Below are 22,719 nucleotides of genomic sequence, written 5' to 3'. Positions count from 1 at the left end.
CTGCTGGGTTAACACTAATACTCATCATCAAAAGCCGGGCCGGCATAGTTATCAAAGCGGGAAAACTGGCCCTGGAAAGTCAGGCGCACGCTACCAATCGGTCCGTTACGCTGCTTACCTATGATAATTTCTGCAATGCCTTTCAGTGCACTGTCTTCGTGATACACCTCATCACGGTAGATGAACATGATCAAGTCCGCATCCTGCTCGATGGCACCGGATTCACGCAAGTCCGAGTTAACCGGACGCTTATCGGCACGCTGCTCGAGCGAGCGGTTAAGCTGAGACAGCGCGACCACAGGCACATTCAGCTCTTTCGCCAGGGCTTTCAGCGAGCGGGAAATCTCGGCAATTTCCAGCGTACGGTTATCCTGTAAGCCAGGCACACGCATCAGCTGAAGGTAGTCGACCATGATCATGCTAAGACCACCATGTTCACGGGCAATACGGCGGGCACGCGAGCGGACATCGGTCGGCGTCAGACCAGAACTGTCATCAATGTACATGTTCTTCTTTTCCATCAGTATGCCCATGGTCGACGAAATACGCGCCCAGTCTTCATCGTCCAGCTGTCCGGTACGGATCTTGGTCTGGTCCACCCGCGACAGCGACGCCAGCATACGCATCATGATCTGTTCGGCGGGCATCTCCAGCGAGAAAATCAGCACAGGTTTTTCCTGCTCCATCGCCGCGTTTTCACACAGGTTCATCGCGAACGTCGTTTTACCCATAGACGGACGCGCTGCCACAATAATCAGATCCGAGCCCTGCAGGCCCGCTGTTTTCTTGTTCAGATCGGTAAAGCCGGTCGAGACCCCGGTGACACCATCCTGAGGTGACTGATACAACAGTTCGATACGTTCCAGGGTTTTTTCCAGAATGGTATCGACATTTTGCGGACCTTCATTCTCATTGGTCCGCTGCTCGGCAATGGCAAACACCTTGCTTTCTGCCATATCGAGCAGGTCGACGCTGGTTCTGCCCTGAGGGTCATAACCGGCATCGGCAATCTCGTTGGCGACCCCAATCATGTCGCGGATCAGCGCACGCTCCCTGACAATCTCAGCATAGGCAGTAATATTGGCCGCAGAAGGTGTGTTTTTGGCTAACTCGGCCAGATAGGCAAAGCCACCGACATCATCAAGCTGGTCATGCAGCTCAAGACGCTCTGACAAGGTGATCAGATCCAGCGGCTGGCCGGATTCCAGCAACCCGGCAGCTGACTCAAAAATCATCCGGTGCGGACGGCTGTAAAAATCACGCGCGACCACTTTTTCTGCAACGCTGTCCCAGCGCTCGTTATCCAGCAACAAGCCGCCAAGCACTGACTGCTCTGCCTCCAGCGAATGAGGCGGCATTTTGAGCGCATCCATCTGACTGTCTTTAGGACGATTGGGTTTACTTTTCTCTGCCATAACCACTTGCACGTTTGACCTGAATCCGGCCTGTTAGTATACCTGAACATTCCTGCGAGCTGGCAGCCATCCAGACAAAAAAGACCCGGTAAACGCTGCGCTGCCCAATCTTACGGCACTTCAGCAAAATTTATGTCTAATAGCGCAACATCCTGACGATCATCTGACATTTTTCAGCTACACTGCGCCGCCTACACCTTTTCTGCACTTTTTTGTGTTAGCCGTCGTTTCTTGTGTCTGTAGTTGGGAGGGCACGTGGCAAATAAATGCATACTGCTTCCTGTGCTGACATCCGGCCTGCTCATCATGGCTGAGGCTGGCGCAGAAGAGGTGCCAGAGCTCCCGCCTATCACCTCGCCCTGGTCCAGTGAACTGGAACTGGGATACCAGTCGCTTTCCGGCAATTCGAATACCAAATCGCTCAATACCCGGCTGGGGCTGACCTATGTCAAAGATCAGTTCCGTCAGCAGGTCGAAGCCAAATACCTGCTGGCTGAAGAAGACGGTGAGGAAGAAAAACGTAAAGGCCAGCTCGAATTGCAGAGCGACTTCATCATCAATGAACGGGCGTATGTACTGGGCAATACCAGCTATATCGATGACAAATATGGCCCCTATTTCAGGGATTTCACCCTGGCAACCGGTATCGGCTACCGGGTCATCCGGCTGGAAAACATGATGATGGAAATAGAAGCCGGTCCGGGTTACCGTCATCAGGAGCCAAACATCGACGAAATTGACGATGATGACATCATAGTCCCTGAAACCGTTGACGAGCTGATTCTGCGTGGCAGTACCCGCTGGATATGGAAACCGTCCAAAGATGTCGAGCTGAATGTCCGGCTGACAGGCATAGCCGGTAACAGTAACAGCACGCTGGAAACACAGGTATCGCTCACCAGTGCGATCTCAGAACATATCGCCATTAAGCTCAGCAACACTCAGAAGTTCAACAGCTGGGTACCGGACGGCCTGCAAAAGCGCGACGGCACCATGACAATCAACCTGCTCTTCCATTACTGATCTGAGTTATCCCGCCGATAGCACGGTTCTACGGACATAAAAAAACCAGCCCTAAGGCTGGTTTTTTCGCAGAAGTGCCGGTGCTGATTATTCAGCAGCAACAACTTCCAGCTTAACTGTTGCAAATACGTCAGAGTGCAGCTGCAGGCTGATCTCATATTCACCAGTAGTGCGCAGAGCACCTTCTGGCAGACGTACTTCGCTTTTCGCTACTTCAACGCCAGCAGCAGTTACTGCATCAGCGATATCACGAGTACCGATTGAACCGAACAGTTTGCCTTCGTCACCCGCTTTAGAAGCAATAACAACAGCTTCCAGAGCGTTAACTTTCTCAGCGCGAGCTTGAGCAGCTGACAGTTGCTCTGCAACTTTGGCTTCCAGCTCAGCACGACGAGCTTCAAACATTTCAACGTTAGATTTAGTAGCCATAACTGCTTTACCCTGAGGGATCAGGAAGTTACGAGCATAACCAGCTTTAACGCTTACCTGATCACCAAGGCTGCCCAGGTTACCGATTTTATCAAGTAGAATAACTTGCATTATCTTGTCCTCTTAAACTTAATTAAACCGGGCCTATTACTGATGCTTGTCAGTATATGGCAGCAGAGCCAGGTAACGTGAACGCTTGATAGCGCGAGCCAGCTGACGCTGGTACTTAGCGCGAGTACCTGTGATACGGCTTGGTACGATTTTACCAGCTTCAGTGATGTAGTTTTTCAGAGTTGCTACATCTTTGTAGTCAATCTCTTGTACGCCTTCTGCAGTAAAACGGCAGAACTTACGACGACGGAAGAAACGTGCCATGGGCTTATCTCCTGAACTAAATTTTTTCAATATGATCGGCATGCAACACTAACTTACCTATGCCATTCCGGCCGGTTTGCCACGAGATAAATCCCCCGGCTTTAATGTTGCTTCCGACAGCTAAATCATGAGTGAGTACTTGTTGACCTTTACCGCTGACCACCACATTGATGTAACAATACACCTGTCGGGTTAAATCGGCTTCCACCTGGTTGGAACGATGCTCAAGCACAAAATGGCAATGAGGAACGCCCGCAGGGGACTGGCTTCGTTTGGGATGCTTGGCAACAGTGCCAGACAGCTCCAGACGATTGGTCATGCAATGATTACTCAGCGTCGGCCATTAGACCTTCAGATTGTGCATCTGCACGATCTTCACGACGTGGGGCACGCTCTTCTTTAGCCTTCATCATTGGAGATGGCTCAGTGATAGCGCCTTTAGTGCGCATGATCATGTTACGGATCACAGCATCGTTGAAGCGGAAGCTTGACTCCAGCTCGTCGATCACAGACTGCTCGGCTTCAACGTTCATCAGAACGTAGTGAGCTTTGTGCAGTTTGTTGATTGGGTAAGCCAGTTGACGACGGCCCCAATCTTCCAGACGGTGGATTTGACCGCCAGAATCTTTGATAGCACCAGTGTAACGCTCGACCATGCCAGCAACTTGCTCGCTTTGATCAGGGTGCACCATAAATACGATTTCGTAATGACGCATGGGTTGCTCCTTACGGATTATTCAGCTTCCCTGTTCAGCTCGGTTATCCTGGGGAAGCAAGGAACGAAAAAATAAAACCGAGAATTTAGGCGCGAGATAGTACAGAATTACACCGCTCAGCGCAACTAAAAGTACTGTTATATCGCCTTGTCCTGACGTTTATTTTCGCCACAGACAGAAATGCCATCCGGGCGGATGACATTTCATTTGATTTTACGGGTATTTTTGGTTCAGCCCTGACGCTGGCGCACCGCTTCAAACAGGCAGATCCCCGTTGCAACAGACACATTCAGGCTGGAAACAGTGCCTGCCATCGGGATCTTAATCAGATCATCACAGGTCTCGCGGGTAAGACGGCGCATTCCTTCCCCTTCCGCACCCATGACTATCGCCAGCGGCCCGGTCAGTTTGCTTTGATAGAGGTCATGTGTCGCTTCACCGGCAGTACCGACAATCCAAATCCCTTTCTCCTGCAATGCACGCATGGTACGGGCCAGATTGGTCACACGAATCAGCGGGACCACTTCAGCAGCCCCACAGGCCACTTTAGATGCGGTGGCGTTCAACTGAGCGGCCCTGTCTTTCGGCACGATAATCGCGACCACACCGGCGGCATCGGCATTACGCAGACATGCGCCCAGGTTATGCGGATCGGTAACACCGTCCAGTATCAACAGCAGCGGATTGTCTTTGCCATCCAACAGGTCATCCAGATCCTGTTCATTGTACTGCTTGCCCGGTTTGACCCGCGCCACAATACCCTGATGGCTACCGCCGTCAGCTTTATCGTCCAGTGCCTTACGACCGGCCTGTTGGATAGTTACCCCTAATCGCTGCAATTCATTTAGCAGCGGCAATACACGCTCGTCCTGGCGCCCTTTCAGCACAAAGACTTCAATGAAACGTGCCGGGTCGGAACCCAGCACAGCGCTGACGGCATGAATGCCGAAAATCATATCATTACGCATTACTTATTCTTCTTCGCCGCTCGTTCTTTCTTACCGGCCCGCGGCTTGCGCGCCTTGACCGATTTCTTTTTTGCCTTGTCTTTTTTCTTGGCTTTTTTGCCTTTCTTGTCGTCTTCGCTGCCAGGTTTGGCGATTACGCCGGCTTTCAGTTGCTGACGGACAGAACTGCGCTCTTTCTTCGCTTCCGCTTTGTGCTCCTGCTGCGCTTCACCGTTTTCTACGCGGTACGCTTTCAGGCTCTGCCGCTGCAACCCTTCCGCTTTACGCATCCGTTGCTGCTTCTCACGGGTCTGGGCGGTTTTACCCGGGCGGCGGGCCTTTCTGCCGCCTCCCACCAGTTCGAAATCAATCTGACGGTCGTTGAGGTTGATCGCTGCGACTTTCACCTGAACCGTATCACCCAGGCGGTAAATTTTGCCGGATGCATCTCCCACCAGGCGCTGACCGATAGGATCATACTGGTAGTAATCATTGTCGAGATTGGAGATATGAACCAGGCCGTCAATATTAAGCTCATTGAGGCGAACAAAGAAGCCAAAGCCAGTGACATTGGCAATCACACCGTCAAACTCATCACCGACATGATCCTGCATGTATTCACATTTCAGCCAGTCTGCCACATCACGCGTGGCATCATCGGCCCGACGCTCTGTCATGGAGCATTGTTCACCCAGCACATCCATATCATCAAAGGAATAGTGGTAGCCACCTGTCGGGGTCCAGCGATCTTTGTTGGTGCCGTTCTCTTTGGCTATCAAGTATTTAATGGCACGATGCAGGGCCAGATCTGGATAGCGGCGAATCGGTGACGTAAAGTGCGCATACGAGTTTAGTGCCAGGCCAAAGTGGCCCAGGTTTTCCGCCTGATACACAGCCTGCTTCATGGAGCGCAACAGCATAGTCTGGATCAGTTCTTTGTCCGGACGATCCTGGATCGCCGCGGCCAGATGAGCATAATCACTCGGAGCCGGCTCCAGACCACCGGTCAGATTCAGACCCAGCTCGCCGAGGAAATCCCTAAAGCCCGTCAGGCGCTCTTCACCCGGGGTGTCATGCACCCGGTACAGTGCCGGCTCTTTGGCTTTTTCCACCAGCTTGGCAGAAGCCACGTTCGCCATGATCATACATTCTTCGATGATCTTGTGGGCATCGTTACGCTCTGACGGCACAATACGATCAATCTTACGGTCCGCATTGAAAATAAACTGGGTTTCCAGCGTTTCAAACTCAATGGCACCGCGCTGCTCGCGCGCAAGCTTCAGCACTTTGTACATGCTGTACAGTTCTTCCAGATGCGGTACCAAAGGCGCATAACGCTGACGCAGCTCCTCGTCTCCTTCCAGCATCTTGCTGACTTTGGTGTACGTCAGACGGGCATGGGAGTTCATCACGGCTTCGTAATGCCGGTAGCCTGACAGTTTACCTGACGCCGAAATGGTCATTTCGCAGACCATACACAGGCGGTCAACCTGAGGGTTGAGCGAGCACAGACCGTTAGACAGCACTTCAGGCAACATAGGGATCACCTGAGCCGGGAAGTAGACCGAGTTACCACGGTTTATCGCTTCTTTATCCAGCGCGCTGTCAGGGCGTACATAATAGCTGACATCAGCGATAGCCACCCATAAACGCCAGCCGCCGGATTTTTTCTTTTCACAGAACACCGCATCATCGAAATCACGGGCGTCTTCGCCGTCGATAGTCACCAAAGGCAAATCCCGCAGATCAACACGGCCTTTTTTGGCTTCTTCCGGCACTTCTTCTTTCAGTGTCGCGACCTGCTTCTCAACTTCTGCCGGCCAGACATGAGGAATATCATAAGTTCGCAGGGCAATTTCAATTTCCATCCCCGGCGCCATGTTCTCGCCCAGGACTTCGATAATTTTACCGACAGCATTGTACTGACGGGTGGCACGCTGGGTGATTTCCACCACCACGACGTTACCCATGCGGGCCCCCTGGCGCTCTTCCTGAGGGATCACGATATCCTGCGAGATACGTGAATCATCCGGCACAACGAAGCCCATACCGTCTTCAATAAAATAACGACCGACAATCTGGCCGCTGTATTCCTTGAGAACACGGACAATTCGCCCTTCACGGCGGCCGCGTTTATCAACGCCAGCCACCTGAACCAGAACGTAATCACCATGGATAACACCGCGCATCTGATGAGACGGCAACAGCAGGTCATCTTGACGGGCCATGCCGCTGCCTTCAGGGCGTACAAAACCAAAGCCGTCTTTATGGCCGATGACATGACCTTTAATCAGATCCAGTCTTTCCGGCAGTGCGTAACACTGGCGGCGGGTGTACACCAGCTGACCGTCGCGCTCCATGGCGCGCAATCGGCGGCGAAGGCCTTCGTACTGGTCTTCGCCCTGCAATTTCAGCTCGGTAAACAGCTGATCGCGATTAACAGGTGTATTAAAGCCGCGAACCACTTCCAGAATGAATTCACGACTTGGGATTGGGTTTTCGTAGTTTTGAGCTTCCCGCTCGCGGAAAGGATCGACGGGTAAATCAGTTGTACCTTTGGACATAAAATAATCCGTATTGGCAGCCAGATACCCTAAGTATATCCCTGCCATCAATAATTAGTTGGGAGCAGGTCAAATTCCGCTCCAATAAATGAAGATAATATCTGCGTGTGAATCAGTCGCTTACACGCTTTTTTTGTGAGCCTGCCTGTCACCGGCAGCTCAAGCAACGCGACAAGTTATATGCCGCTCAGATCACATTCTAAGCGCTAACTGCCTGAAAAGATACCGCAGGCCAAAAATCACCACGGTCAGGGGGAGGTTACCAGAAGCTCTCTCGTCGCTTGGCGCGAGCAATCACATTGGAGGGCATACGCTGCTCTAAATTGCGGCGTAGCTGAGTAATCTTTCTGTGGGTCCGGCCGTCTGCGGTGACGGACTGGTACAGCCAGCGGTATGCATCTTCGTAATCAAGCGGACTGCCATAATCATTAACTAGCAACTCGGCGAGCTGAATACGCGCCGCCAGATGCCCCATAGCTGCCGCTTCACGCAAATAAGGAATCGCACGTTCCCGATCCTGCTGCACCAGCGTACCTCTGGCATAATAACGGCCCAGTTGTTCCAGCGCCGAAGGTAAACCCTGGCGAGCTGCCGTTTCCATGTAATAGAGACCCAGCTCAACGTCACGCTCCACACACACGCCCCAGGCCAGCATGTCGCCATACAGAAACTGATACGCCGGCAGCTCCACACGCTCTGCCCGCACTTCAATATCCTGAACCAACTGGCACTCATCGGCTTTCACGCGCTGTAGCTGCTGGTTGCTTTCAAACAGATGGATCAGTTCCGCCTCTGAATACAAAGGCACAGCATCCCCAACATCTGTAATCGCTTTAGCCGGCATCGCTGCCATTAAAGCTGAAAGCACTATTGCACGCAGAACCATTCCGCTCTCTCTTATTGAAACATGACGACTGGACTCAACCCTATTTCTTCGCTGAAAACGATAAAACACGGCGGTATGAACCTTATCGACCAGAGGCAAGCAGACTTTAGCCAAAATTTCAGAAAGCGGACAACAAAAAGCCAACCCTAAGGTTGGCTTTTGAGCATCAGGTCAAATCGCTACGCTATCAGCTTGCGTAAGGATGAACCTTGATGATGGTTTCATTACGATCAGGGCCGGTAGAGATCAGATCGACAGGTACACCTGTCAACTCTTCCAGACGCGCAATGTAATTCAGTGCCGCCTGCGGTAACTCTTCCAGAGTTTTCACACCGAAGGTAGTCTCAGTCCAGCCTGGCATCGTTTCGTAGATAGGCTCTACATTTTCGAATGCATCAGCCGCCATTGGAGACACAGTCAGGACTTTGCCATCCGGCAGTTTGTAACCGGTACAGATCTTGATTTCTTCCAGACCATCCAGAACATCCAGCTTAGTCAGACAGAAACCAGACACTGAGTTGATTTGCACAGCACGGCGCATTGCAACGGCATCAAACCAGCCACAACGACGCTTACGGCCTGTGGTTGCACCAAACTCATTACCTTTCACACCCAGGTGCTCACCGACAGCATCATTAAGCTCAGTCGGGAACGGGCCAGCACCAACACGTGTGCAGTATGCTTTGGCGATACCCAGAATGTAACCCAGGTAGCGGGGACCGAAACCAGAACCGGCAGCAACACCGCCCGCCGTCGTGTTAGAAGAAGTCACATACGGGTAAGTACCGTGGTCAATGTCCAGCAATGTGCCTTGTGCACCTTCGAACATGATCTTATCGCCGCGCTTGCGTGCGTCATCCAGCTCCTGGGTTACATCAATAACCATAGATGTCAGGATGTCCGCCTGAGCCAGCACAGTTTCCAGTACTTCTTCGTAGCTTACAGGCTCAACATTGTAATAATGCTCCAGCTGGAAGTTATGGTAAGCCATTACTTCCTTAAGCTTCTCGGCAAATGCCTCTTTATCGAACAAATCGCCAACTCGCAGACCGCGACGAGCAACTTTATCTTCATAGGCAGGACCGATACCACGGCCAGTCGTACCGATTGCTTTCTTACCACGAGCCAGTTCACGAGCCTGGTCCAGAGCAATGTGATACGGAAGAATTAGCGGACAAGCTTCTGACAGGTATAAACGCTCACGAACTGGAATACCACGCGCTTCCAGTGGTTCCATTTCTTTCAGCAGAGCATCAGGAGAAAGGACGACACCGTTACCGATAATGCATTTCACGTTGTTACGCAGGATGCCTGAAGGGATTAAGTGCAGGACAGTTTTTTCACCATCTATGACAAGGGTGTGACCTGCATTGTGACCGCCCTGGTAGCGAACCACATATTGTGCATCTTCAGTCAGCAGATCAACGATCTTGCCCTTACCTTCGTCACCCCACTGGGTGCCGAGAACGACTACATTGTTTGCCATCTTTCTTCGTCTATCAGTAGTTAAAAATGGATTCTAGCACCTTACAAATTTGCTTGCAGTCATTTTTTGACCATGACCCAGAAAATCGAAAGGCAGGCTTCACGAATACCCTACGTCAGGATTTACAGCTGGGTGAACATGATATAAGCAATCACGCTGCCAGCGACGACTAAACAACCCCCTATCCGGCGCAATGTCTGATCATTCTGGCTGCTCAACTGACGGATCAGTTCGCGCCAGCCTCTGGGTGCCAGTAACGGCCCCAAACCTTCCAGAATCAGTACCAGCCCGACGGCCAGCCAGAATGTTTGACTCATCGTTTTACCCCGCTCTCGACTTACCATCCCCGGTATCGGACAAAAAAAAAGACAAGGCCATGCCTTGTCTTTTTGTCAGCACTGAACCCGCTTAGTTCAGGCCGTTTGATTCTTTCATGTATTTGAAGAAATCACTGTTCGGATCAACTACCAGAATATCCTGTTTGGAACTGAAGCTGTTCTCGTACGCTTTCAAAGAACGCAGGAAGTTATAAAACTCCGGATCCTTGTTAAACGCAGTCGCATAGATTTCAGCCGCTTTTGCTTCAGCATCACCGCGCTGGATGCGGGCAATACGTTCGGCTTCAGAAATAATCTTGGCGACTTCCAGCTCAGACTGAGCACGGATAACCTCGGCTTTTTCTCGACCCTGAGAACGATGCTTACGAGCCACCGATTCACGTTCAGCACGCATACGGCGATAGATAGACTCGCTGATCTCATCCGGCAGGTTGATTTTCTTCATGCGGAAATCAACCACTTCGATACCAAGGTCACGGGCACTGATCTGAGTTTCAGCCAGTACATCGGCCATGATCTTGTCACGCTCGCCTTCCAGTTCTCTTCTGGGAGCGACTTCCTGCACAATTTCAGACGCAATGGCCACGCTTTCATCAACGGGTGCAGCAGCGCCGGCATCCACGTTGTTGCCACGATCCGGACCAGACACTATCTGTTTGATCTCTTTCGCACCGATCTGTGCACGCAGACTGTCAACCACTTTGCGTTTCAGCAGTCCTTCCGCCGTTGCGGTATTACCGCCACCGGTTGTCAGGTAATACTGACCGAAGTCCTGAATACGCCACTTCACATAAGTGTCGATGATCACGTCTTTTTTCTCAGAGGTGACAAAACGGTCAGCCTGATCATCCATGGTCTGAATACGGGCATCCAGCTTACGAACACGGTCAAATACCGGTACTTTGAAGTGCAGGCCCGGCTCATACACACGAGTCATGTTGCTGGTGTCATCTTTAATGATTCGACCGAAACGAACCACAATACCACGCTCGCCCTCTTTGACGACGAAGACGGACATCAACACCAGAGCGATGAGAATGACTACGAGCGGGATAATTAACTTACGCATAATTAATATCTCCCCTGACGACCAGAATCAGCACGCGGTGCCGCTGGAGTAGGATTCACATTTTCCGTCTTCTCCAGTTCAATACCGTACGAGCTGGATGGGCTCATTTGCTGTTTACTGCCTTCCGCCTGATTCATCAGCTTGTCCAAAGGCAGATAAAGCAGATTGCCACCGGATTTCGAGTCCACCATCACTTTGCTGGTGTTGGAGTAAACGCGTTCCATGGTGTCCAGATACAAGCGATTACGGGTTACTTCTTTCGCTGCATTGTACTCAGGTAACAGTTTCTCGAACTGAGCCACTTCACCCAGTGCGCCGTTAACCACTTTCTCGGTATAACCTTCCGCTTCTTTCTTCAGACGTTCAGCACGACCTGTTGCTTTCGGCAGGATATCGTTGCTGTAGGCTTCCGCTTCGCGCACAAAGCGCTCCTCATCCTCTCGGGCCGCGATCGCATCATCAAATGCATCTTTCACAGCTTCCGGCGGACGGGCTGACTGGAAGTTCACGTCCACAACCAGAATACCCATGTCATATTTATCGGTAATCTTATCGATATCCGTCTGGGTATTGGCACGAATGGTCTGACGGCCACGGGTCAGGGCTTCATCCATAGTGGAGTCACCGATCACCGCACGCAGAGCAGAATCCGTTGCCTGACGCAGACTGTCGTCCGCATTGGTCACACTGAACAGGTACTTCTGTGCATCAGAAACCCTGTACTGCACTTCCATTTCAACTCTCAGTACGTTTTCATCCTTCGTCAGCATCAGACCTGAGCTGCGCAGAGAACGAATCGCCTGTACGTTGACCAGCTCAACATCATCGATGAAGGTAGGTTTCCAGTTCAGACCAGGATCGACCATTTCATAGAATTTACCAAACCGAAGTACGACGCCACGCTCAGCTTCGCCAACAGTATAAAACCCTGAAAAGCCCCAAATCGCAGCCGCGATAACAGCAATAACACCTAAGCCGACAGCACCGCCACCGCTCGAAGGTCCACGCTTATTCCCAAAAATACCACCAAACTTACGACTCAGTTTTGCAAACACTTCATCGAGATCAGGCGGCCCTTGTTCACGACCACCACGATTATTGTTCCCCCAAGGGTCCTTATCGCGGCCACCGTTGTTTCCAGGCTCATTCCACGCCATTATAGAACTCCATCAATATGATATGACGACAGTTTTTATTACTCTAGCAGTCCATCAGGCAAGGATAAAGTCATCCAGCCCCTGGTGCTCTCTTTTTTGCAGTCGAGCCCATTCTGCGATGGGTAAACGTACATCCAGTATCAGGTTACCATTTTCTTCATACTCTTCCCTGACAATCGCCCCAAGCTGATAAAACTTGCTCCGGAAGCGACCGATCACTGCCGGCGGCAGGCACAGAGTATGGGTGACCATAGTCCCGGACAGCCGTTCCGTCAGTGCCGTGAAGAGCAGGTCAATACCGGTTCCTTCACGGGCAGAAACCCAGACACACCGTGGAATACCGTCTTCGTCGCGCTCAATACGCGGCTCAGCCTCTTCCAGGTTGTCAATCTTATTCATGACCACCAATACCGGAACATCACTGGCATCGATTTCTTCCAGTACAGTGTTAACCGCATCGATATTTTCCCGATAACGCTCATCACTGGCATCCACCACATGTAACAACAACGCGGCTTCCTGGGTTTCTTTCAGTGTCGCTTTAAACGCAGCCACCAAATCATGAGGAAGATGGCGGATAAATCCGACCGTATCGGCCAGAATACTGGTTCCCACATCCTCTACATCGATTTTCCGCAACGTCGGATCCAAGGTGGCAAACAGCTGATCCGCGGCATACACCCCGGCATCCGTCACCCGGTTAAACAGGGTAGACTTACCGGCGTTGGTATAACCGACTAACGAAATTGTCGGAATATCTGCCCGGCTTCTGGCGCGACGACCCTGATCCCGCTGTTTGGATACTTTATCCAGACGGCGCAGAATCGCCTTGATCCTTTCGCGCAGTAAACGACGGTCAGTTTCAAGCTGAGTTTCACCCGGTCCGCGCAGACCTATCCCGCCTTTCTGTCGTTCAAGGTGGGTCCAGCCGCGGATCAAACGGGTAGAAATATGACGTAACTGCGCCAGCTCGACTTGCAGCTTACCCTCATGGGTTCGCGCACGCTGAGCGAAGATATCCAAGATCAATCCGGTTCTGTCCAGAACCCGGCATTTGCACAGCCGCTCCAGGTTTCGCTCCTGGGCTGGCGAGAGTGAATGGTTAAAAATGACGATCTCGGCGTTTTCCGCTCTGACCGCATCGGCAATTTCCTGTGCTTTACCTTCTCCCACGTAATACTTAGGGTGGGGAGACTGTCGGCTGCCTGTAATCACACGCAGCTTATTGACTCCCGCCGAGGAGACCAGCATTTCAAACTCGCTGAGATCTTCCCATTCCCCTTCTTGCGTGAAGTTGATATGAACAAGAATTGCCTGTTCACCGGCTTCATAACGGTCAAACAAGCAATCAACTCCTTATCGAAGAATATTATTCTTCTGTTTTTTCCTGGCCACGTTCTGTTGTCGGACGATCACCTGAATGGTGATGATTGACCGGGCGAGCCGGCACGACAGTAGAGATAGCGTGCTTGTACACCATTTGGTTGACAGTGTTTTTCAGCAGGATAACGAACTGGTCAAATGACTCAATCTGCCCCTGGAGCTTAATACCATTGACCAAGTAAATAGAAACCGGGATTCTTTCACGACGCAGCGCATTCAAAAACGGGTCTTGTAGAGATTGCCCCTTAGCCATTCTTTCTTTTCCTTATTTGTTTGTAGTTGTATGTTTCAATGAACAAAATAAACAATACGCAAAGCAGAGATGAGTATACACGTTAATCAAACCTCACGGCTAACGGAGTTTGTGACTGTTTGTAACGCTTTCTCTACATCACTGCTATCCAACCAAGTCAGCGCTTTCCAGCTGCGAAGCCAGGTAATCTGCCGCTTGGCTAACTGACGGGTTGCACAGATTCCGCGAAAAACCGCGTCATCCAACGTGCAATTACCGTCAAAGTAATCCCACATCTGTCGGTATCCAACACAGCGCACCGACGGGAGATCCGGATGCAGATCCCCCCGCTCATACAAGGCTCGAACTTCCTGTTCAAAGCCTGCTTTGATCATCTTGTCAAAGCGCTGTTCGATCCTCTGATGCAGAATAGCCCTATCCATGGGTGTTATCGCAAATTGGTGTACCTGGTAAGGTAATGTTTCCCCCTGCGTTTGGGTCAACTCAGTTAAAGTTTTACCTGAAATTCGGAAAACTTCCAATGCCCGCGACAATCGTTGTGGATCATTTGGATGGATCCGTGTCGCAGAGACGGGATCAATTTGTTGCAATTCTTGATGCAAAGCCAGCCAACCCTGTTCCTGGGCTTGCTGCTCAATCTCAGCACGAATAGCCGGATCTGCCTGAGGCAGTGGCGAAAGCCCCTCCAGCAAAGCCTTAAAATAGAGCATAGTGCCGCCAACCAATAATGGAATGCGACCAGCCGCCACGATATCTGCCATTTCTTTGAGGGCATCTTCACGAAAATCGGCGGCTGAATAACTTTGTGACGGATCACGAATATCGATCAGCCGATGCGGCGCCTGAGCCAGCTCAGCGGCATCCGGTTTAGCGGTACCAATATTCATATCACGGTAAATCAGTGCAGAGTCGACACTGATTAATTCAACAGGCAACTGCTGACGCAAACGGATTGCCAGGTCGGTTTTTCCCGACGCGGTAGGCCCCATCAGAAAAATGGCCTGTGGAAGAGATTTAGTCATGTTTAAACGCTTCTAATGCCGGCTGCAAATCGACCGGACGCAGCAACCGGGAATAATAAGATTCCAGGGTACTCCCCCAGAGTTGTTCAAGCTCACCCAGTAAAGTTATGGCCTGAGACAGGCTGAAGCGTTCACTGTGAGCCGACAGTTCGGCGGATAACCAGTCCAGTAAAGAGTCCCAGTAGTCAGTATGACTCAGATGTTCCCCGGCCTCTGACAGCGTGCTGAGTTGCTCGAGTAACGCAGGGATCAACACTTGCAGGTTCTGTTGGCGAAGCGGCAGGCTCACCGCCAGGATCACCAGTTTATCCTGCCCTTTTGCCCGGATCTGGATACCCAGCTTCTGCAATACCGCGCTGTGCTGTCCGGCGCTTTGGCTTAACAGCTGCGTGGTTGGGATCACGAGCGGGATCAGCAATGGCTGAGGTTTAAGGCCGTCATGACGGGCAAATTGCAGCTGCCCTTTAATGCGCAGCTGATCTGCCTCTGAGAGCGATAACAAAGCGACATCAGCACCATGACTGACCAGCAGATAACGCTCAGCAATCACGGTCAGCGCTTTACCCAGTCCGTGCTCCGGCTGGCTGTTGAGTACCGGATCGCGTTTGACCGCTTGCGGCGTTTCACGCCAGGCGTTGTCTGGTTGCGTATTCTGCGGCTGCCGTGGTATCTGCTCAGGTTCTGCCGCTGAGACCTGTGTTTGCATCAATGCCTGATAGGCCGCGACTTCCGCTTTGGAAGGCGGTTCGCCGCCATACTGCCGAGGCGAGTGATTCCGCGCACTGGCAGCAGGACGGGGTGACGCTGAGGAAGCAGCGGCCCTCTCCTGCTCAGGGCGACCGGCCGGGCGGGCTGAGGTGACAGACTCATCACTCAGTCGCCATTCTTTTGCCGGCGCTTGTCGCGGGTAGGCCGGAGTGTTGGCAATAGCATCCAGGGCGTTGGCAGAAGGGACGCGCGAGCTGTCAGCATCCAGTTCCGGATCCGGCTGCCTGCCAAGCGGCGCTGGCTCCTTGATCTGATAAGCATCTGGCTGGCTGGCATCGCCACGAGCCGATGCTCGCTCTGGTGCCGAGTACTGGCAGGTTTCATCCGCGCTCTGCTGCAATGCACTTTGCACGCCCTGATAGATAAAATCATGCACCAGACGGGCATGGTGAAAGCGGACCTCGTGCTTTGCCGGGTGAACGTTGACATCCACCTGGTGCGGGTCGACCTCAATAAACAGCACGTAAGCCGCGTACTGTTCTGCGGCCAGGGCGCCTTCAAAGGCCTGACGGATAGCATGATTGATCAGCTTATCCTTCATCATCCGGCCATTGACGTAACAGTACTGAATATCGTTCTGCGCCCGCGCCCCTTGCGGGGTGCAGATCCAACCAGACAGGCGCAGATCGCCATGGCCCAGCTCCAGTGACAGCGCATGTTGCAGAAAACCCTGCCCGCACACGGCGGCCAGCCGACGCTCTTTTTGCGCCTGTGTCTCTGCGGCACGATATTGGCGGATCAGTTTACCGTTATGACGCAGCAGTATACTGGCATCAAACCGACTCAGTGCAATGCGCTTGAGCAGTTCATCAATATGGGCAAATTCGGTTTTTTCGGTGCGGAGAAATTTACGGCGGGCCGGGGTGTTGAAAAACAGATCCAGCACTTCCACTGTCGTCCCGACCGGGTGGGCAGCCGGTTTGAGCTGCACCGTCATGTCACGCCCCTCGGCATAGGCCGACCAGGCTTCCGGCTGCGCCTCAGTACGGGAGGTCAGCGTCAGACGGGAAACCGAGCTGATACTGGCCAGTGCCTCGCCCCTGAAACCCAGACTGGCGATCGCTTCCAGATCATCCAGCGTCGTGATTTTTGACGTGGCGTGACGGCTGAGCGCGAGTTGCAGCTCTTCTTTCACTATCCCCGCTCCGTTATCACGGATACGAATGGTGCGGCTGCCGCCTTTATCAATGTCGATTTCAATTCGGGTTGCGCCAGCATCCAGACTGTTTTCCACCAGCTCTTTCACTACAGAAGCAGGGCGTTCCACTACTTCACCAGCGGCGATCTGGTTAGCCAGCCTGGCAGGTAATATCTGAATGGGCATAATCAGGTCTGCAATTAAGTGCTTGGAATTTTAAGTTTCTGGCCCACAGCCAGAGTATCTGAGCTTAGCTGATTCGCTTGCCGGATACTACTGACGCTGACCCCATAATGGGCAGCAATTTTACCGAGGAACTCACCGCGGCGTACAGTATGCTCAACCAGCTTGCGCTGAACCGCAATTTTCAGCTTCTGACCGACGGCCAGTTCATCTGAGCGCAAAGCGTTAGCCTGACGAATGCTGTCGACCGTTACTTTATACTTGCTGGCGATCTTACCCAAAAACTCACCCCGCTGCACGGTATGCACCACAGTGCTTTGCGTGATGCTGGCCACGGCGGCACTGCTGTTCGTGGTGCCGCTGCTGTGGCTGGCTGCTTTACCGGCAGGAATGCGCAATATCTGGCCCACTTTCACCACATTGGATGACAGTTGGTTCATCTGACGAATGGCCTGTACAGACGAGTTGTATTTATCGGCGATCACGCTCAATGACTCGCCACCGGCGACTTTGTGCTTGATACCGTGTTTGCGTGCTGCAAACAATGTCCCTTCCGGTGGTTTATCATTGAAATAGGACAACACTCCCTTGTACACCGCCTCTGAGAGCTTGTTCTGGTGGCTGGTGCTGTTGAGCAAACGCTCTTCGCGCGGATTGGTGATAAACCCGGTTTCAACCAGCAGGGAAGGGATATCCGGCGATTTCAGTACCGCCAGGCTGGCATGTTCGGGCTTCGACTTATGCAGCTTAGTCACTTTGGCCATTTCGTTCAGTACCCGGCTGGCAACGTCATACCCTTCTTTTTGCGAATGGCTGAACTGCAAATCCAGCACCGCCATGCTGAGGTACTGATCGTCCTGCCCGCCGGACAGCACATCGCCGCCACCCAGCAACTCAGACTGCTTCTCGTGCTGTTCGAGCCAGCGGCCGATTTCTGTATTGGCACGGCGGGTATTCAATACCCAGACAGAGGCCCCTTGCGGCTGCGGTTTATGAAAGCCGTCCGCATGGATAGAAACCAGCAAATGCGCTTTATTCTTGCGGGCGATTTCCGATCGTTTGTTCAGATTGACGAAGTAATCCCCGCGACGGGTCATAACCGCTTTCATGCCTGGTGTGGCATTAATACGATCAGCCACCTTACGGGCAATGAGCAAAGTGACATTTTTTTCATATTTCCGGCTCGGCCCGATAGAGCCGGGGTCTTCCCCACCATGGCCGGCATCGATAGCCACAATAATATCATCATTGCCGTAAGGCAGATGAATACTGTCGACCGCTTTTGCCTGACTGCCCGTGGCCGCCGATTTGACGGTTTCGGTTTTAGCAGCATGCGGCAGATCCAGTACCAGACGGTGGCTGTAATGCCCATCAGGTGTTGGCGGCAGTTTAAAAATCTTGGGGGATGTGGTGGAGCGGGTTTCAAACACCAGACGGGATGTCCCGGTTTCCGGGGGGCTGCTGCTGCGAATTTTCGTCAATACATCGCTGTCTTTGACCACAACCGGCAGCGACGATTTCAACGAAGTATCCTTCAGATCAATCACCAGACGATCAGGTTTAGTCAGCGTAAAGTAGGTAAAAGTCGGCTCTTCCTCCATGTCCAGTACAACCCGGGTTTCATCCGGGGCTGGCCATACACGAATCCCTTCTACCTCATTAGCCAGAGCTGAGCCGCTCACTGCCCCGGCCAGAAAAACCGTCAAAGAAAAACTTCTGCGCCACCCCATTGAATCAACTCTGCTCCAGTTTCTTTAACAATGCCATCCCGTAGCCGTTGTTCGCCGTCACTTCAACCTGACGGTGCTGATCTACGTAGCGAAGTTCAATATCCAGATCCGGCGCCGGCAATAATCCGGTGCCTTTTTCCGGCCATTCGACCAGACAGATGGCATCCGGGGTGAAATAGTCACGGATACCCATAAATTCCAGCTCTTCCGGATCGGCCAGACGGTAAAGGTCAAAATGGTAAACCTGCCAGGGCGGCAGTTCATAAGGTTCCACTAGGGTATAGGTCGGGCTTTTTACATTACCCTGATGGCCCAGCGCACGGATAAAGCCCCGGCAAAAGGTCGTTTTACCTGCACCTAAATCACCGTGAAGGTAAATCGTCGTCTGCCGCTCACAGGCCTGAGCCAGTTGTTGACCAAAGGCCACCGTTGCCGCTTCATCGGCCAACACAATATTCAATGTCTGCATTGTTGTCGTTATCTTTATCTTAGATTTATCAATTGTCGAATATACGCAAAGAGATCACCGGCCAGCAAGCCACGTTCCCCTGACTCTGCAGCCAGATCCGCCGCCCGGCTGTGAATCCACACTCCAGCCCGGCCAGCTTGCGATAGCGTCAGTCCCTGCGCCAGCAGTCCACCAATCAGTCCTGCCAGCACATCCCCCATTCCACCCGTCGCCATACCGGGATTTCCGGCCAGGCAGACATAATGCTGCCGGCCATCATACACCACAGTGCCAGCGCCTTTCAGCACCACAACCCCGCCATAACGACCTTGGATCTGTTCCGCAGCCGCAAAACGATCGGCTTCGACGTCTGCAACTGTCAGATTGAGTAATCGGGCGGCTTCACCAGGGTGAGGCGTCAAAATACGGTTCTCTTTATAGTCTGGTGTCTGAGCCAATAAGTTCAATCCATCTGCATCCAGCACCAGTGACTGATCCTGTCGCACCACACTGTGGCTGGCATAGAGTGCTTGTCCCCATCCGCCCTGACCGAGGCCGGGACCTAATACTACAACATCGGCCCAGCCAATTCGGCTGTTGAGCTGCTGATGAGCCTGGTCAAGGCCCGGTTGCCAGCCCTGAGCCATTATCTCAGGACGCGCAGCGACAATTGCCAGCACATTGTCAGTATGTGTGACGGCCGCCGTCAGGCCAGCGCCCACTCTGGCACAGGCTTCAGATGCCAGACGAATCGCACCGCCCATGCCCTGTTCGCCTCCCAGGCACAGTACCCGGCCGTAACTGCCTTTATGGGCTGTCCGCATGCGCGGAGGCAACATGGCGGCGATGTCATGTTGATCAATCACTCTGGTACCGGCCGGTTGCAGTTGCTCCAGCATCCTGGCTACGCCCAGCCCGGCAAAGAGTAACTCCCCCCGGTACAAGGCGGCCTGCCCGGTCAGCAACCCTCTTTTCATGCCAATAAAGGTGACTGTCTGCCAGGCTTTCACCGTTTCACCTAATATCTGGCCAGTATCAGCACACAAGCCCGACGGAATATCTACAGAAATAACAGGTCTACCGGCAGCGTTCAGCGTTTTTATCAGTGCGGCAGCGTTATCACGCACGGCACCGGACAACCCCGTCCCCAGAATGGCATCAATAATCACATCAACCGATAGTTCAATATCTGCCTTTGGAGTGTCTATCTTGCCTCCACAGGCCAGCCAGGCATCCCGGGCCAGCGCCGCATCTCCCTGTAAACGGGAGGTCTCCCCCAACTGCCACACGGTGACGTTTAATCCCGCGTCACGTGCCAGACGGGCAACCACATAACCGTCACCGCCATTGTTACCGCCACCGCAACACACCAGCACATGTTTGGCCGCAGAATAGTAATGCTGAAGGCAGTCAAATACCGCTAACCCTGCGTTTTCCATTAGCTGATACATAGGCCAGCCCAGCTGTTGCGCCGCCTGCTTTTCACCCAGCCTGACCTGCTCAGCCCGATAAGCGGATCTGGGTAACGAAGAATCTGTCATGTCGGCACGATTTCCTTAGCTCTGCGTCTGCTTATCAAAGCACACCATACTGGGCATATACTTTAAAATAGTGCCGAAAAGCGTTTCTGGGCACAACAATCAGTGCCGTATTTTTCGCCATCGCCAATTATTTTTCACTGTGCGAACTGTGCTACACTCCGGCCCCCAATTCCTATATCAGACGGCAGTAACATCATGCTCGACTATCAACAACTCGCTAACGACATAAAACAATGGGGTAAAGACCTGGGGTTTCAGCATGTCGGCATCTGCGATGTTGATTTGTCAAAGCACGAGGCACAGCTGCAACGCTGGCTGGATGCCGGTTATCACGGAGAGATGGACTGGATGGCCCGCCATGGCATGATGCGGGCCCGCCCGGCTGAATTATTGCCCGGAACGGTCAGAGTCATCAGTGCCAGGATGAACTACCTGCCACCGGAAGCCGGTTTTGCTCAAACCCTGAAACAGCCCGAGAAAGCCTATATCAGCCGTTATGCCCTCGGCCGTGATTATCATAAGCTTGTCCGTAACCGCCTCAAACAGCTGGGCCAGAAAATCGAACAGGCTGCCGGGGCTTTTGGCTACCGGCCTTTTGTCGATTCAGCCCCCATTCTGGAGCGCCCGCTCGCGGAAAAAGCCGGCTTAGGCTGGACGGGAAAACATTCCCTCATATTAAGTGAGGACGCAGGTTCCTGGTTCTTTCTCGGTGAACTCTTGATTGATTTGCCATTGCCCACAGATGAACCTGTTGATAATCAATGCGGCAAGTGTGTCGCCTGCATCACCAGTTGCCCGACTCAGGCCATTGTCGCTGAAGGTGTGGTCGATGCACGTCGTTGCATTTCCTATCTAACGATTGAGCTGGATGGCCCTATCCCGGAAGAATTTCGCGAAGCCATGGGTAACCGGATTTACGGCTGCGATGACTGCCAATTGGTGTGCCCTTACAACCGAGAATCGGCGATTACGGATGAACCGGATTACCACTGCAGGCCGCAGCTTTATCAGCAAGATCTACTGACATTATTCCTCTGGGATGAAACCACATTTCTGAAAAACACTGAAGGTTCGCCCATTCGGCGCATCGGCCACCTCAAATGGCTACGTAATATCAGTGTCGCCATTGGCAATGCTCCCTACACACCGGCACTGCTTAACGCCTTGATTGAACGCAAAGGGTTGGACAGCATGCTGGATGAACACCTTGACTGGTCAATCCGTCGTCAAATAGCCAGCCGGGATGAAGCCCGTGTCGATGTTGTGGCCAATAAAACCAAGCGGCTGATCCGTATCGTCGAAAAAGGGCTTCCCCGAGACGCCTGAAAGCAGCCACCACGCGCCACCGCCCTTTGAGGGTGATTCACGGGCTACAAAACGCGATCCCGATCAGCCTTTTTTGTATGTGGAAAACAATTTCATTTGCACCATTTTGGTTATGAACACTGGTTATTAAGCACAAGCTGAAGCTGTTTGATTTAAGAATGTTATTCACCATGATCATTATATGATCACCCTGTTCACAACTTTGAAAAATCCACAATTAAACGCATACAAAACAACAAGTTAAACAATCAAAAAAAGATTAATTTTCTGTTGATAATGGGGATAATTATTTAAATGCACAGAGTTATGCACAGATAGACAGCACAACTAATCAACCGACTTATCCACAACGAAAACAATGTGGATAACTCTGTGCATTAGATGATGCAAATGCAGAATTTAATTTGAATTGCAGCAGACCCAGCGTATTCACACGCATGCGCTCTGGGGCTGATTTGACGTGCAGACAAGGTTGTAGTGTAGCCTATATTGGCTAAACAACATTGACTGTCATCATTGATG

The 22,719-nt window shown here is 52.2% G+C and carries 21 protein-coding genes; 2 read left to right on the top strand and 19 right to left on the bottom strand.

What is annotated here, in order from left to right:
- Positions 1-14: 14 nt before the first annotated feature.
- On the bottom strand, positions 15-1,415 hold the full coding sequence (locus D6M16_RS19555; RefSeq protein ID WP_120513586.1) for a replicative DNA helicase: 1,401 nt from the start codon (positions 1,413-1,415) through the stop codon (positions 15-17).
- A gap of 255 nt (positions 1,416-1,670) precedes the next feature.
- On the opposite strand from D6M16_RS19555, the gene D6M16_RS19550 reads away from it, so the two are divergent.
- On the top strand, positions 1,671-2,438 hold the full coding sequence (locus tag D6M16_RS19550; protein WP_240435664.1) for a DUF481 domain-containing protein: 768 nt from the start codon (positions 1,671-1,673) through the stop codon (positions 2,436-2,438).
- 87 nt (positions 2,439-2,525) lie between these two features.
- Here the strand turns inward: D6M16_RS19550 and rplI are convergent, their stop codons facing one another.
- From rplI to D6M16_RS19460, 18 genes are all read right to left on the bottom strand, one after another.
- Positions 2,526-2,978, bottom strand: a complete 453-nt coding sequence (gene rplI, locus D6M16_RS19545; RefSeq protein ID WP_027254046.1) for a 50S ribosomal protein L9 — start codon at positions 2,976-2,978, stop codon at positions 2,526-2,528.
- 36 nt (positions 2,979-3,014) lie between these two features.
- Positions 3,015-3,242 (bottom strand): 30S ribosomal protein S18, encoded by a 228-nt coding sequence (gene rpsR / locus D6M16_RS19540; protein ID WP_002539422.1) that lies wholly within the window; start codon positions 3,240-3,242, stop codon positions 3,015-3,017.
- A gap of 16 nt (positions 3,243-3,258) precedes the next feature.
- A complete protein-coding gene (priB, locus tag D6M16_RS19535) occupies positions 3,259-3,561 on the bottom strand; it encodes a primosomal replication protein N (protein ID WP_120513585.1) in 303 nt (100 codons plus the stop codon).
- A gap of 7 nt (positions 3,562-3,568) precedes the next feature.
- Positions 3,569-3,958, bottom strand: coding sequence for a 30S ribosomal protein S6 (rpsF, locus tag D6M16_RS19530; protein ID WP_120513584.1), 390 nt, complete (start codon positions 3,956-3,958; stop codon positions 3,569-3,571).
- Between the two features lie 230 nt (positions 3,959-4,188).
- Positions 4,189-4,926, bottom strand: coding sequence for a 23S rRNA (guanosine(2251)-2'-O)-methyltransferase RlmB (rlmB, locus tag D6M16_RS19525; RefSeq protein WP_120513583.1), 738 nt, complete (start codon positions 4,924-4,926; stop codon positions 4,189-4,191).
- Entirely contained in the window at positions 4,926-7,469 is a 2,544-nt protein-coding gene (gene rnr / locus D6M16_RS19520; RefSeq protein WP_120513582.1) for a ribonuclease R, read from the bottom strand. The genes rlmB and rnr overlap by 1 nt, the downstream gene beginning before the upstream one ends.
- A 259-nt stretch (positions 7,470-7,728) precedes the next feature.
- Positions 7,729-8,355, bottom strand: coding sequence for a flagellar protein MotX (gene motX / locus D6M16_RS19515; protein WP_120513581.1), 627 nt, complete (start codon positions 8,353-8,355; stop codon positions 7,729-7,731).
- Between the two features lie 187 nt (positions 8,356-8,542).
- Positions 8,543-9,841 (bottom strand): adenylosuccinate synthase, encoded by a 1,299-nt coding sequence (locus tag D6M16_RS19510; protein ID WP_120513580.1) that lies wholly within the window; start codon positions 9,839-9,841, stop codon positions 8,543-8,545.
- Between the two features lie 122 nt (positions 9,842-9,963).
- Positions 9,964-10,158 (bottom strand): DUF2065 domain-containing protein, encoded by a 195-nt coding sequence (locus D6M16_RS19505; RefSeq protein WP_120513579.1) that lies wholly within the window; start codon positions 10,156-10,158, stop codon positions 9,964-9,966.
- A gap of 91 nt (positions 10,159-10,249) precedes the next feature.
- A complete protein-coding gene (gene hflC, locus D6M16_RS19500) occupies positions 10,250-11,248 on the bottom strand; it encodes a protease modulator HflC (RefSeq protein ID WP_046222548.1) in 999 nt (332 codons plus the stop codon).
- Between the two features lie 2 nt (positions 11,249-11,250).
- The gene (hflK, locus tag D6M16_RS19495; RefSeq protein ID WP_046222547.1) at positions 11,251-12,405 is read right to left on the bottom strand and encodes an FtsH protease activity modulator HflK; all 1,155 of its coding nucleotides are present in this window, start codon (positions 12,403-12,405) and stop codon (positions 11,251-11,253) included.
- A gap of 54 nt (positions 12,406-12,459) precedes the next feature.
- The gene (gene hflX, locus D6M16_RS19490; RefSeq protein ID WP_120513578.1) at positions 12,460-13,749 is read right to left on the bottom strand and encodes a ribosome rescue GTPase HflX; all 1,290 of its coding nucleotides are present in this window, start codon (positions 13,747-13,749) and stop codon (positions 12,460-12,462) included.
- Between the two features lie 25 nt (positions 13,750-13,774).
- On the bottom strand, positions 13,775-14,041 hold the full coding sequence (hfq, locus tag D6M16_RS19485) for an RNA chaperone Hfq (RefSeq protein WP_027254057.1): 267 nt from the start codon (positions 14,039-14,041) through the stop codon (positions 13,775-13,777).
- An 86-nt stretch (positions 14,042-14,127) separates the two neighbouring features.
- Complete coding sequence (gene miaA / locus D6M16_RS19480; RefSeq protein WP_120513577.1) at positions 14,128-15,063, bottom strand: tRNA (adenosine(37)-N6)-dimethylallyltransferase MiaA; 936 nt, start codon at positions 15,061-15,063, stop codon at positions 14,128-14,130.
- A complete protein-coding gene (gene mutL, locus D6M16_RS19475) occupies positions 15,056-17,155 on the bottom strand; it encodes a DNA mismatch repair endonuclease MutL (protein WP_120513576.1) in 2,100 nt (699 codons plus the stop codon). The genes miaA and mutL overlap by 8 nt, the downstream gene beginning before the upstream one ends.
- A gap of 14 nt (positions 17,156-17,169) precedes the next feature.
- The gene (locus tag D6M16_RS19470; RefSeq protein ID WP_120513575.1) at positions 17,170-18,882 is read right to left on the bottom strand and encodes an N-acetylmuramoyl-L-alanine amidase; all 1,713 of its coding nucleotides are present in this window, start codon (positions 18,880-18,882) and stop codon (positions 17,170-17,172) included.
- 4 nt (positions 18,883-18,886) lie between these two features.
- Positions 18,887-19,351 (bottom strand): tRNA (adenosine(37)-N6)-threonylcarbamoyltransferase complex ATPase subunit type 1 TsaE, encoded by a 465-nt coding sequence (tsaE, locus tag D6M16_RS19465; protein ID WP_120513574.1) that lies wholly within the window; start codon positions 19,349-19,351, stop codon positions 18,887-18,889.
- A gap of 14 nt (positions 19,352-19,365) precedes the next feature.
- Positions 19,366-20,871, bottom strand: coding sequence for an NAD(P)H-hydrate dehydratase (locus D6M16_RS19460; protein ID WP_120513573.1), 1,506 nt, complete (start codon positions 20,869-20,871; stop codon positions 19,366-19,368).
- Positions 20,872-21,066: 195 nt separating this feature from the next.
- Here D6M16_RS19460 and queG point away from each other — a divergent pair, with 195 nt between their 5' ends.
- A complete protein-coding gene (gene queG, locus D6M16_RS19455) occupies positions 21,067-22,197 on the top strand; it encodes a tRNA epoxyqueuosine(34) reductase QueG (RefSeq protein WP_120513572.1) in 1,131 nt (376 codons plus the stop codon).
- The last annotated feature ends 522 nt before the right edge of the window (positions 22,198-22,719 follow it).

The sequence above is a fragment of the Photobacterium salinisoli genome (genome assembly GCF_003614885.1).
Classification (GTDB): Bacteria; Pseudomonadota; Gammaproteobacteria; order Enterobacterales; family Vibrionaceae; genus Photobacterium; species Photobacterium salinisoli.
The sequence above is the reverse complement of the archived record's forward strand: the minus strand, read 5'-3'. Positions and strand labels throughout refer to the sequence as shown.

Excerpts from the sequence above, each read along its gene's own strand:
- miaA (WP_120513577.1), bottom strand. The coding sequence starts at position 15,063 with ATGACTAAATCTCTTCCACAGGCCATTTTTCTGATGGGGCCTACCGCG.
- D6M16_RS19555 (WP_120513586.1), bottom strand. The coding sequence starts at position 1,415 with ATGGCAGAGAAAAGTAAACCCAATCGTCCTAAAGACAGTCAGATGGAT.
- tsaE (WP_120513574.1), bottom strand. The coding sequence starts at position 19,351 with ATGCAGACATTGAATATTGTGTTGGCCGATGAAGCGGCAACGGTGGCC.
- hflK (WP_046222547.1), bottom strand. The coding sequence starts at position 12,405 with ATGGCGTGGAATGAGCCTGGAAACAACGGTGGCCGCGATAAGGACCCT.
- priB (WP_120513585.1), bottom strand. The coding sequence starts at position 3,561 with ATGACCAATCGTCTGGAGCTGTCTGGCACTGTTGCCAAGCATCCCAAA.
- rpsR (WP_002539422.1), bottom strand. The coding sequence starts at position 3,242 with ATGGCACGTTTCTTCCGTCGTCGTAAGTTCTGCCGTTTTACTGCAGAA.
- rpsF (WP_120513584.1), bottom strand. The coding sequence starts at position 3,958 with ATGCGTCATTACGAAATCGTATTTATGGTGCACCCTGATCAAAGCGAG.
- D6M16_RS19460 (WP_120513573.1), bottom strand. The coding sequence starts at position 20,871 with ATGACAGATTCTTCGTTACCCAGATCCGCTTATCGGGCTGAGCAGGTC.
- D6M16_RS19510 (WP_120513580.1), bottom strand. The coding sequence starts at position 9,841 with ATGGCAAACAATGTAGTCGTTCTCGGCACCCAGTGGGGTGACGAAGGT.
- rnr (WP_120513582.1), bottom strand. The coding sequence starts at position 7,469 with ATGTCCAAAGGTACAACTGATTTACCCGTCGATCCTTTCCGCGAGCGG.
- rplI (WP_027254046.1), bottom strand. The coding sequence starts at position 2,978 with ATGCAAGTTATTCTACTTGATAAAATCGGTAACCTGGGCAGCCTTGGT.
- D6M16_RS19505 (WP_120513579.1), bottom strand. The coding sequence starts at position 10,158 with ATGAGTCAAACATTCTGGCTGGCCGTCGGGCTGGTACTGATTCTGGAA.
- queG (WP_120513572.1), top strand. The coding sequence starts at position 21,067 with ATGCTCGACTATCAACAACTCGCTAACGACATAAAACAATGGGGTAAA.
- mutL (WP_120513576.1), bottom strand. The coding sequence starts at position 17,155 with ATGCCCATTCAGATATTACCTGCCAGGCTGGCTAACCAGATCGCCGCT.
- motX (WP_120513581.1), bottom strand. The coding sequence starts at position 8,355 with ATGGTTCTGCGTGCAATAGTGCTTTCAGCTTTAATGGCAGCGATGCCG.
- hfq (WP_027254057.1), bottom strand. The coding sequence starts at position 14,041 with ATGGCTAAGGGGCAATCTCTACAAGACCCGTTTTTGAATGCGCTGCGT.
- D6M16_RS19470 (WP_120513575.1), bottom strand. The coding sequence starts at position 18,882 with ATGGGGTGGCGCAGAAGTTTTTCTTTGACGGTTTTTCTGGCCGGGGCA.
- hflC (WP_046222548.1), bottom strand. The coding sequence starts at position 11,248 with ATGCGTAAGTTAATTATCCCGCTCGTAGTCATTCTCATCGCTCTGGTG.
- rlmB (WP_120513583.1), bottom strand. The coding sequence starts at position 4,926 with ATGCGTAATGATATGATTTTCGGCATTCATGCCGTCAGCGCTGTGCTG.